At 40.3% G+C, this 11,646-nt stretch carries 12 protein-coding genes and 1 pseudogene; all 13 read right to left on the reverse strand.

The features are described from left to right. A pseudogene (locus tag RT445_RS20815) lies at positions 1–357 on the reverse strand (3-phosphoshikimate 1-carboxyvinyltransferase); the annotation flags it as partial. A gap of 59 nt (positions 358–416) precedes the next feature. Next, positions 417–1,514, reverse strand: a complete 1,098-nt coding sequence (locus RT445_RS20820; protein WP_274796367.1) for a prephenate dehydrogenase — start codon at positions 1,512–1,514, stop codon at positions 417–419. Further along, on the reverse strand, positions 1,511–2,611 hold the full coding sequence (hisC, locus tag RT445_RS20825; protein ID WP_312505630.1) for a histidinol-phosphate transaminase: 1,101 nt from the start codon (positions 2,609–2,611) through the stop codon (positions 1,511–1,513). The genes RT445_RS20820 and hisC overlap by 4 nt, the downstream gene beginning before the upstream one ends. Positions 2,612–2,633: 22 nt before the next feature. Then, on the reverse strand, positions 2,634–2,999 hold the full coding sequence (aroH, locus tag RT445_RS20830; RefSeq protein WP_274796364.1) for a chorismate mutase: 366 nt from the start codon (positions 2,997–2,999) through the stop codon (positions 2,634–2,636). Beyond that, on the reverse strand, positions 2,996–4,087 hold the full coding sequence (aroB, locus tag RT445_RS20835; protein WP_274796363.1) for a 3-dehydroquinate synthase: 1,092 nt from the start codon (positions 4,085–4,087) through the stop codon (positions 2,996–2,998). The genes aroH and aroB overlap by 4 nt, the downstream gene beginning before the upstream one ends. A 3-nt stretch (positions 4,088–4,090) precedes the next feature. After that, complete coding sequence (gene aroC, locus RT445_RS20840) at positions 4,091–5,272, reverse strand: chorismate synthase (RefSeq protein WP_274796362.1); 1,182 nt, start codon at positions 5,270–5,272, stop codon at positions 4,091–4,093. Between the two features lie 302 nt (positions 5,273–5,574). Beyond that, a complete protein-coding gene (locus RT445_RS20845; protein ID WP_274796361.1) occupies positions 5,575–6,348 on the reverse strand; it encodes a CheR family methyltransferase in 774 nt (257 codons plus the stop codon). Between the two features lie 81 nt (positions 6,349–6,429). Beyond that, positions 6,430–6,660: a hypothetical protein gene (locus RT445_RS20850; protein WP_274796360.1), complete on the reverse strand. Its 231-nt coding sequence runs from the start codon at positions 6,658–6,660 to the stop codon at positions 6,430–6,432. Between the two features lie 125 nt (positions 6,661–6,785). Further along, positions 6,786–8,411, reverse strand: a complete 1,626-nt coding sequence (locus tag RT445_RS20855) for a long-chain fatty acid--CoA ligase (RefSeq protein WP_312505633.1) — start codon at positions 8,409–8,411, stop codon at positions 6,786–6,788. A gap of 82 nt (positions 8,412–8,493) precedes the next feature. Beyond that, complete coding sequence (locus RT445_RS20860) at positions 8,494–9,261, reverse strand: 3-hydroxyacyl-CoA dehydrogenase (RefSeq protein ID WP_274796358.1); 768 nt, start codon at positions 9,259–9,261, stop codon at positions 8,494–8,496. A gap of 16 nt (positions 9,262–9,277) precedes the next feature. Then, complete coding sequence (locus RT445_RS20865) at positions 9,278–10,426, reverse strand: thiolase family protein (protein WP_313471474.1); 1,149 nt, start codon at positions 10,424–10,426, stop codon at positions 9,278–9,280. Between the two features lie 250 nt (positions 10,427–10,676). Further along, positions 10,677–11,093, reverse strand: coding sequence for a nucleoside-diphosphate kinase (gene ndk, locus RT445_RS20870; RefSeq protein WP_016994415.1), 417 nt, complete (start codon positions 11,091–11,093; stop codon positions 10,677–10,679). 86 nt (positions 11,094–11,179) lie between these two features. Next, on the reverse strand, positions 11,180–11,646 hold a 467-nt coding region (locus RT445_RS20875), incomplete at its 5' end, for a polyprenyl synthetase family protein (RefSeq protein WP_313471477.1).

Consider the following 11,646-nt stretch of genomic DNA (forward strand, 5'->3'; position numbering starts at 1 on the left):
AGATGCATCACCTGTCATCACAGTGTGGACAGAAGATCCGGCTAAAATGCCTAGCATTAGACGTGTTGTGGTACCAGAGTTTCCTGTATATAACACTTCTGATGGCTCCTGCCAACTATCCATACCTGGACTATGGATGGTTACATTTGTTCCTTCCACCTCAATATCAACACCTAGCTTTCGGAAACAATCGATGGTACTTAAACAATCTTCTCCTAATAAAAAGCCCTCTACTGTTGTAGTCCCACTTGCAATGGCACCAAACATCACAGAGCGGTGAGATACAGATTTATCGCCTGGGACAGTTAAAGCTCCCTGTAAAGATGGCTTATTGTATTGCAAAACTTTTTCACTCATGAACTTTCTTCCCTCCAATATGAAGATAGAAAGCGCCGCAATACCGACGCTTTCTTGAACTATGAAATATACGTTTCGAAATTTGCTCGTTTTTGAATACATGCTGCAGCACGTTCACGATCGTTTTCACTTTGAAAGCTAATGACTAAAATACCGAAAACATCTTCGCGTGATTCGACGATTCGTAAATTCGTAATACTAATTGCTTCATCCGCAAGAAAGCCCGTCACTTCCGAAATTACACCAGGATAGTCAGGAACATCCACATATAAGTCAAACGGTGTGTACATTGCCCCTGCACTAATCGGTAATTCATCTCTCAGTTCTTTAGCAACAGAAAAATAGTTTTCAATGTCCTGCGAAGAACCATTCGTCAGCAGCTCCTTAATACGAGTCATTTCTTTTTCCCAGCCCTCTAATTGCGTGAGTAGCTCCTCACGATTTTGTAGCGTAATATCTCGCCACAAAATCGGATTGGAAGAGGCGATTCGTGTAACATCACGAAAACCTCCAGCTGCCAAAGAACGTGTCATTGGATATTCCCCATTTTCCCCACCTAATTGATGTACAAGTGAGGCTGCGATGACATGTGGGAAATGACTTACTACAGCTGTCATATGATCATGTTCACTTGCCGAAACGCTAACGACTTTTGCGTGCGTAAACTTTAGTAAACTTTCAAGCTGCGCCATATGAATAATTTCTTCTCCAGCGAGCGGTGTAAGCATATAGTATGCATTTTCAAATAAATGCGCCTTCGCTGCCAACACACCACTTTTATGTGAACCTGCCATTGGATGTCCTCCAATAAACGTTATGCCAAGTTCACGTAATTCGCTGGCTTTTTGCATAATTAATTTTTTTGTACTTCCTGTATCTGTTACGATGACTTTATTTTTTAACGGCCATGATTTTAATTGCTCCATCCAATCAAGCGTTGCATTAACAGGCGTACCAAAGATAATAATATCAACTTCAGCAGCAACAGCTTGCGGATCTGTCACAATTTCATGCACAATATTCAATGTTTTCGCTTGTTCACGTGTTTGAGCATCCATATCATAGCCAATGATTTTTGTTTCAGGTGCTTTTTGTAAAGCAAGGGCTATGGAACCGCCAATTAATCCTAGCCCAATAACGAGTACTTTGCGTGTCATGCAAATACTCCTTGTTCCTTTAACACTTCGTCAAGTTGATTCAATAAGGCTGCATTTTGCGCCTCAGTACCAATTGTGACACGGATGAACCCTGGTAATCCTAGAGCATTGCCACTACGGACAATAAATCCTCTTTTCATAAGCTCCTGGAAGACAACATCACTATCAGCATGTGTATCAAAGAAAATAAAGTTCGTATCAGATGGGTAGTATGTTAAGTTATGCTTTTCACAGAATTCTACATATTGTTTTTTACCGATTTCATTCGCTTTGCGACATGCTTCAATGTAATCTTGATCACTAAGAGCAATGGCCGCAACAGCTTGACTTAAAATCGTATTATTAAACGGTGAGCGGACAGGATCGAGCTTAGCAATAATGTCCGGTTGCCCTATTGCATAACCAACTCGGAATGATGCTAGTCCGTACGCTTTAGAGAAAGTACGTAATAAAAGAACATTTGGATATTCATCAATAATAGGTAGCGTATCTTTATGATCAGGATGTGTAACATATTCAATGTACGCTTCATCCAATACGACAAGTACATCACTCGGAACTTTGGCGAGAAAGGCACGTAATTGAGCATCTGGAATGACAACCCCTGTAGGATTATTCGGACTACATACCCACAAAATAGATGTTTTGTCATCGATTGCAGCTGCCATAGCATCTAAATCATGAGCGCCTTCAATACAAGGAACTTTACGTACTTCAGCCCCTTCAATTTCCGCATTATGCCAGTATTGAGAGAAGGAAGGGTCAGCCATTATCGTATTTACCCCTGGATACAACAGTGCACGAGTAATAATAGCAATGATATCATCAGATCCGTTACCAAAAAGAAGTTGTGTTTCTTGAACATCAAGATGATTCGCAACAGCCGTACGTAAATTTTGTGCGTAGCCATCAGGATATAGTGCATGATTCACTGTATTATTTTGTAAATAAGCGGTTACCTTAGGTGAGCATCCGAATGGATTTTCATTAGATGCCAATTTAATGACTTCCTTTAAGCCGTATTCACGCTGAACTTCTTCAATTGGTTTGCCTGGCTTATATGCTTGCATACCGTCCAATTGTTGTTTCCACTTCATTTAAAACATCTCCTCTACTTATTCAGCCTTTAGCCAAATCTGGTCTTAATTTCACTGCATCATTGAGATACAAGTGCTTGACATCTTTTTGCGCTACCTCAACATTTGCATGGATTAAAATACGAATACACAATGGTAACGCATTGGGCACATCCATTTCATGTGTACACATTACAGGCACATATTGCCACCCATCCATCATGCGTACCGCACGAGCAGGAAATGCTGAGGTAATATCTGGCGTAGTGGAAATAAGAATGGATGCAATATCATCTACTTCCACGTTATTTGCTGCCACAACCTCACGTACTAATCTTGCTGTCTCATCCCATACAAGCTCTGGCTTGTCAGATTCAATTGTTATTGCCCCTCTTAGTCCACGAATCATACAAGCACCTCCGCTAATAACTGTCTATATTCTGCATCTACTTCTTTGCATTCTTCTAACTCAATGGCCCTCACAAACGGTTTACCTATATTTTCCAGTAAAACAAATTGCAAAATGCCATATTCCGTTTTTTTATCTTTCATTAAATAACCTGTTAACTGGTCGAATGAATAATCATTTACAGCCTCAAAAGGATAACCATTTTTCAACGCAAATTGTAAAAACGCTTTGGTAAACGCACGATCTAATTCTCCATAGCGTTCACTTAGCAATAAACAATAAACAAGACCTATCATTACCGCTTCACCATGCGCTACTTTGCCATAGCCCGCAGCCGCTTCAATGGCGTGTCCATATGTATGGCCTAGGTTTAAAAATTTCCGAACAGATTGCTCTGTTTCATCCTCTGCCACAATTTGTGCTTTCACTTCAATTCCTTTTTTCAGCTGTTTTGCTAGTTCATGTTGATTAAAATGAATGATTGAATCTGCTGCCATTAATTCCTCAAGCCATGCTGGATCAGAAATCATCGCATGCTTAATTAACTCTGCTGTTCCTGAACGTACTTCGCGCTCAGATAAGCTTTCCGTGAAAGCTGTATCATAAATAACACCTTCTGGCTGATAAAATGCACCTATCATGTTTTTTCCTAACGGATGATTGATAGCTGTTTTACCCCCAACCGCAGAATCATGAGCTAAAATGGTCGTTGGAATTTGAATAAACGGAATCCCTCGCATATAGGTTGCTGCAACAAAGCCAGTTAAATCTCCAACAGCTCCTCCACCAAAGGCAAAAATAAATGATTTTCGTGAGCATTTTTGTTCCAATAAAAATGTTTGAGCAGCATTGTACTGTTCAAAGGTTTTGCATGCTTCGCCACCAGGCAAAATAAACACGTTAAATTCATATGGGAAATGAGCCTTGAAATAGTCTCCCTGTGCAGCCCATACATTGGCATCTGTAAATACAATCAGCTTATCTGCTTTTTGAAGCTTATCAGCAAATGCTTGAAGAGCTTCCGTTAGAAATTGATGACCAAGAACAACCTCATAATGATGGGATTTTGTTGCTACTGGTACTCGCATATATTAGAACCCCTTTGTATATTGTCGATGCTCATCAATTTGAGCTTTTAATTGTGGAAGTTGATCACTATGAAATTGCTCCAAAATAGCATTAGCTATTTCCCAGGCAATAACGTGTTCTGCCACTACAGATGCTGCTGGTACTGCACAGCTATCAGAGCGCTCTACACTTGCTTTAAACGGCTCTTTTGTTTCGATATCCACACTTTGTAATGGTTTATATAATGTAGGAATTGGCTTCATGACACCTCGAACAACAATTGGCATTCCAGTAGACATGCCACCTTCTAAGCCACCTAATCGATTTGTTGCACGTGTATAGCCCTCTTCGTCAGACCAAATAATTTCATCATGCACTTCAGAGCCTTTTCGGCGTGCCATTTCAAAGCCAAGCCCAAATTCAACACCTTTGAATGCATTAATAGATAGCATCGCTGCTGCTAGTTTTGCATCGAGCTTACGATCATAATGAACATATGAACCAACTCCTGCTGGCATACCTTCAACGATGACTTCTACGACACCACCGATGGAATCACCTGCTTTTTTCGCCTCATCAATTGCCTCAACCATTTTGGCAGAAGCCTCTGGATCTACACAGTAACATGGATCTGCTTCGACAATGGCACGGATTTCATCAGCTGTTTTTCCTTCTATTAAAGAGGTATCAGCTTTAATCCCCACAATTTCAGTGACATGAGCAACAATAGAAATACCCAATTCATTCAGTAAAGCTTTCGCCACTGACCCGACTGCAACACGAACAGTAGTTTCGCGTGCAGAAGATCGCTCTAATACATTACGTAAATCACGATGTCCATATTTCATGCCCCCAACTAAATCGGCATGACCTGGTCGAGGTCGGGAAATTTGACGTTTGATATCCTCTGGATTAATATCATCGGCTAAAGGCTCAGCCCCCATAATTTTAGTCCAGTGCTTCCAGTCATCGTTTGTTACGACAAGTGCGACTGGAGATCCAAGTGTTTGTCCATGACGTACACCTGCAACGATCTCTACTGTATCCGTTTCGATTTGCATGCGGCGCCCACGTCCATGACCTCCCTGACGTCGTTTTAAATCGTGATTAATTTTTTCTGCTGTAATAGATAAGAGTGACGGTAAACCTTCAATAATTGTTGTTAATTGAGGTCCGTGTGACTCACCTGCTGTTAAGTAACGCATAAACACTTTCTCCCTTCAACTCGCTAAAGTATGTATTTTTCACTATAACATATATTCTTTAAAAAAACAGTCCTTTTACAAATGTCTTTTAAATGCTTACCATTTTCATAGTCAAATGCGAATATTCTGAATGACTTCTCTAAAAACTTACTTCACTACTGAAGTGAAGTGCTCAATTTTATAAAAAATACGCCTTTGCTTATGATAAGCGAAAAGCGTACGAAATATCTATGTTTAATGCCGGCTTACTTATATGTACATGACTATTCTGGTCATTTGTACAAAGCTTTTCATCCATATTATTAATTATTTTTCCGATAGAAGAATGTATCCTCTACATCAAATTCATAACGTGCTGGATTAAAAATTTGCTCTGTCGATCCAACAAATAAAACGCCATCCTTGCGCAGTGCTTTACTAAAATCATTATAAATTTGGTCTTTCGCTTCTTCAGTGAAATAAATCATAACATTGCGACAAACGATTAAGTCATAATTGCTGTCATAGGAATCGTTCAGTAAATTATGTTTCTTAAAGGTAACACAACGCTTAATCTCATCCTTCACACGATAAAAGGATCCTTCTTGTTCAAAATATTTCGCTTTAATATCATTGGGAACCTCTGCTAAAGATCGTTCAGGGTATACACCTAGCTTCGCTTTTTGGATTACATTTTCATCCAAATCAGTAGCAATAATTTGAATTTGAGATAAAGGCAACAATTGAGATAATACCATCACTAAAGAATAAGGTTCCTCTCCTGTTGAACAAGCAGCACTCCAAATTTTTAAACGCTTATTTGTTTGTAACAGCTTCGGAAATATTTTCTTTTGTAACACTTCCCAACGCTTCCCATTGCGATAAAATTCAGAAACATTAATCGTCATACGATCTAAAAATTCATTCATTAAATCACGATCTTGTTCAAGTGCCTTTAGAAAGTCTACAAAATTACGATAGCCCTTTTTCTCATAAAGAGAGGTTAATCGTCTTTTCATTTGCGCCTCTTTATATAACGCTAAATCTATTCCTGTTTTGCGCTTTATACCTTCTATAAACTGTTCATAATCAGACATATGGTCATCTTCCCCTCTAGCGTCGTATTTCCATTATAGCGGAAAAGTCCCAATCCTGAAATAGTCTTTCTAACTGCCTATCTACTTGCTTGCGTTTTGCTTTTCCTCTAATAATAGCATTTTAGACTGTTCTAATTCCAGACGCATTTTTTCTGTTTCTATTGTATAGTTTTCCAGCCTAAGCTTTTCTAACTCCACCTCTTTTTCGATAGCCTTTAATTTAATTTTTTGCTGTCTTGTACGAGCATCTGTAAAAATCCCTGCTAATGAGATGATGACGCCTCCAATAATCGCTACAATCGCAATTGACACTCCGTCCACTTCCTTTCATTACTAAGATTATACGGCAAAATGGAAAAAATAGTTTCATTTTTTAGGATATATTTCAATTAAAAAAAGAAGGTAGCTTTTCACCACCTTCATTCTATCCATTTTCGTTAAACTTCAATGCGATACTCTTTTAAATCTTCTCGTAATTTAGCTTTCAGGAATTTACCAACAGACGTTTTCGGTACCTCTTCAATGAAGACAATATCATCAGGGATCCACGTTTTATGGAATTGTGCCTGTAAACTCTCTAATAGCTCCTCTTTGGTAATAGAATTTTTAAATTCTGGCTTTGCTACGACACAGGCTAATGGTCGCTCCAGCCATTTTTCATGCGGAATGGCAATGACAGCCGCCTCAAATACTTTTGGATGGGACATTAATGCATTTTCAAGTTCAACAGAGGAGATCCATTCCCCTCCACTCTTAATTAAATCCTTCGTACGGTCTGTGATTTTTATATAGCCATCTACTGTCATCACGGCAATATCACCTGTGTATAGCCAACCGTCTTTAAACGCTTCTTCCGTTCGTTCATCTTGATAGTACTCATGGGCAATCCACGGTCCTCTAATCGTTAATTCTCCCATTGTTTTACCATCCCATGGCACTTCACCATTTTCATTAACAATTCGAGTTTCAATGAGAGGCATCGTCATACCTTGCGTAATACGAACATTCATCTTTTCATCAGCTGTGTAGTCCTGCATATGTGTTAAATACGTGGATAGGCTAACGAGCGGTGATGTCTCTGTCATACCGTAGCCTGTCATGTATGGGATATTGAGTTCTTGTTCAAAGCCACGGACAAGACCAATTGGCGACGCAGATCCTCCACAAACAATTAATCGCATAGACGATAAGTCACGTGGATGTTGACGTTGCTCTTGTAGAACACCGAGCCAAATTGTAGGTACTCCTGCAGTTAACGTGACTTTATACACTTCAAATAACTCAAGCAAAAGCTGTGGGGTAAACATCGGGCCTGGTAACACCTGTGTAGAACCAAATGCAACACTAGCAAAGGGTAGGCCCCATGCATTAGCGTGAAACATCGGTACAACAGGTAACACCACATCGGATTCACAAATAGCAATACTATCAGCAAGACCAGCCGTTAAACTGTGCAGGACAATGCTACGGTGAGTATAAACAACCCCTTTTGGCATACCTGTCGTTGCACTTGTGTAGCACATGCCTGCAGGCGTATTCTCATCTAAGTCATCTGGAAATGTAAAATGTTCATCGGCCTCAGCTAGTAATGCCTCATAAGAAAGAGCATTTGCAATGGGCACAGATTCTACCTCGACAGCATCCCCCATAATGATAAAGTGCTTTACCGTTTTAAGCTGTGACACAATTGGTGCAATTAAAGGCACTAGGTTGTCATCGATTAATAATATTTCGTCTTCCGCATGATTGATGACATAGGCAATATGCTCTGGTGCTAATCGAATATTAATCATATGCAGTACTGCCCCTGCACACGGTACAGCAAAATAGGCTTCCAAATGGCGATGATGATTCCAAGCAAATGTGCCCACTTTCATGCCTCGCTCCATTCCAAGCTTCGTCAGAGCATCAGCTAAACGGCGGGTACGTTTAACATATTCTTTGTACGTGAACTCGTGAATGGTTGTAGCATTTGTTCGTGAATAAATCTTCTTTGAGTGAAAAAATCGTTCTGCGCGATTCAAAAAACTTGTTAATAATAAAGGTGTATCCATCATATGCATTCTACCGCTTCCCTTCATAAACGAATTTTTGAAACGATCAACTCTACAGCTGCTACAAACCAATTAAAAATAGACTTTATAGTTACCTTGGCTGCATGCGGATGGCCCCATCTAGACGAATGACCTCCCCATTTAACAAACCATTGTGGATAATACTATCAACTAACAGGGCATATTCTGAAGGTTTACCAAGTCGCTTAGGGAATGGTGTCATTTGGGCAAGAGCCGTTCTTGCTGGCTCAGGTAACGATGCAAACATTGGCGTTTCAACTATCCCAGGCGCAATGGTCATTACACGGACACCGATTTCTGCAAGCTCTCGTGCAATTGGCAAGGTCATCGCTGCCACACCGCCCTTTGATGCACTATAAGCCGCTTGTCCAATCTGCCCATCAAATGCTGCTACCGATGCAGTATTAATAATGACGCCACGTTGTCCATCCTCATTTGGTTCGTTATGCTGCATTTTCTCAGCAACTAGACGGATTACATTGAACGTACCAATTAAATTAACAGAGATTATTTTTTCAAATAAAGCAAGAGCATGAACCCCTCGCTTCGAGATGACTTTACTCGCATCTGCAATGCCTGCACAATTTACCGCCACATTCACCTTACCAAATGCTGCAATGGCCTGCTCAAGACCTGTTGCCACATCTTCTTCTTTTGTGACATCCACTCGCACATAATGTACGCTTTGCCCTAATTCCTGTACTAGAGCTTGTCCACGCTCATCATTCACATCAAAAATAATTGCTTTGCCACCTTGTTCAACCAGCTTACGGACAGTTGCCTCACCTAAACCTGAGGCACCGCCCGTTACTACTGCAATCACTTCATGATTTTTCATCCAACTCTATCCCCTTTTACATTTTTTCAATGATCGTGGCATTAGCCATTCCCATCCCTTCACAAATGGCAAGTAAACCGTAACGATAATTCTCTCGCTCCATACGATGTAGCATGGTCGTTAACAATTTAGTGCCTGTAGCCCCTAACGGATGCCCCAGTGCTATAGCACCGCCATCTGGGTTAAGCTTATTCGGGTCTCCACCAATTTCTTGTAGCCATACAAGTGGCACTGGTGCAAAGGCTTCATTAACTTCATAAGTGTCGATATCTTCAATGTTGAGGCCTGCTCGTTCTAACGCCTTTCTAGTTGCTTCGATTGGCCCTGTTAACATCAATGTTGGATCAGAGCCAACGACCACTCTTGTCACAATTTTGGCAAGTGGTTGAATGCCAAGCTCCTGCGCCTTGTCCAAAGCCATCACCACAACTGCTGATGCCCCATCACTCATCTGACTTGCATTGCCTGCAGTTATGACGCCATCCTCTTGAAAAACAGTCTTTAAACCATTTAAAATTTCGATAGTTGTTTCTGCACGTGGTCCCTCGTCAACAGCAAACGTTGTCATTGATCCATCCTCTTGTGGCACTTGAATAGGTAGTATTTCATGTTTGAAATGACCCGCTTCAATAGCAGAAATTGCCCGTTGATGGCTTTGGTAAGCATAGTTATTTAGCTGTTCTTTCGATAAAGACCATTTTGCTGCTATTTTCTCCGCAGATAACCCTTGATGGATAATGTCATAATTCTCCTGTAAGCGTTTACTACTATGCGCATATTGCATGTTTGACCCCATCGGTACTCTCGACATACTTTCCACGCCACCAGCAATGACAATATCCATATCTCCCGCTAAAATTGCCTGAGCGGCGAAATGAACGGCTTGCTGACTAGAGCCACATTGACGATCAATGGTTACCCCTGGCACACTATCCGGGAAGCCAGCCATTAATAAGGATGTCCGCGCAATATTGGCACCTTGTTCTGCTGTTTGCGTTACACAGCCCAAAATAACGTCATCCACTTGTTCCTTGTCAATCCCTGCACGCCTTACAACCTCTTCTAGCACATCTGCTGCTAAATCATCTGCTCGAACTTGGCTTAATGCCCCTTTACTTCGGCCAACAGCAGTTCGAACTGCTGCGACAATTACCACTTCTCTCATTTCTATAACCCCTTTTCCTCGTCATCCTTCACAGTTTATTGACAGGTCTACAATTCTATTCCTAACTTAATTGTCTGAATATTATATTTTTTATTGTACATGAGTAAGAAGTTTTTAACAATTCTATATGTATCTAGAAGAAGTTTATTTATATGTTGCAATAGAACATTACCTTTTGTAATTCTCCGTTTCTCAAGGTAATAAAAAAAGCAATCCCAAATGAATTGGAATTGCCTAATCTATTCACGAATTAAACTAAATCTTCACCGAAGAATAAGCCGATTTCACGCTCAGCAGAAGCAAGTGAATCAGAACCGTGAATGATGTTGTGAGAAACAGTTGTTGCGTAGTCTCCACGGATTGTACCTGGGTTTGATTCTTCAGGTTTAGTTGCACCCATCATTGTACGAGCAAGCTTGATTACGTTCTCGCCTTCCCATACCATAGCGAATACAGGACCAGAAGTGATGAAATCAACTAATTCACCAAAGAATGGACGCTCAGCATGCTCAGCATAGTGCTTTTCTGCTAATTCTTTAGGAATTACCATTAATTTAGCACCTTTCATTACAAAACCGCGACGTTCGAAACGATCAACGATGTCTCCAACTACTTGACGTTCAACGCCGTCAGGCTTAACCATTAAAAAAGTTTGTTCAATTGCCATGTTTAAAACACTCCTTAAATTCGTCTAACAGGTTTTACACCTACCGATAAATATTAACAAAAAACGAGCCTTTATACAACAAAAAGCTAGAATTTGCGCTTACCCATAAACAATGCAACATCTCGCAGCTTTTTCTTAACTGGATGTTTTGGTAAAGCATCTATTTCTTGTAAGGCTTTTTTCAAATATTTATCACTCATACGATTAGCTTGTTCAATTGCATGAGATTTACGCACATATTGCAACATATTTTGACGTTCCGCTTCTGTTAGTGTACCTGTAAATACTTTAACTAAATAAGGTTGCATCTCTGGATCATCTTTCAGTAATAAGATCGGTAAGGTAATATTGCCCTGCAACAAATCACTACCCGCGGGTTTACCTAATTCTTTATCTGTTGCCATAATATCTAAAACATCATCGATAATTTGGAAGCTCATGCCCACAAAGTAGCCGAAGCGCTTTAAATGTCTCACTGTTTTTGCATCAACGCCTGCAGCGACCGCCCCCAGCTCACAGCTAGAGGAAATAAGTAATGCCGTTTTACGTTTGA

This window comes from Lysinibacillus sp. (assembly GCF_032093475.1).
GTDB classification, from domain to species: Bacteria; Bacillota; Bacilli; order Bacillales_A; family Planococcaceae; genus Lysinibacillus; species Lysinibacillus irui.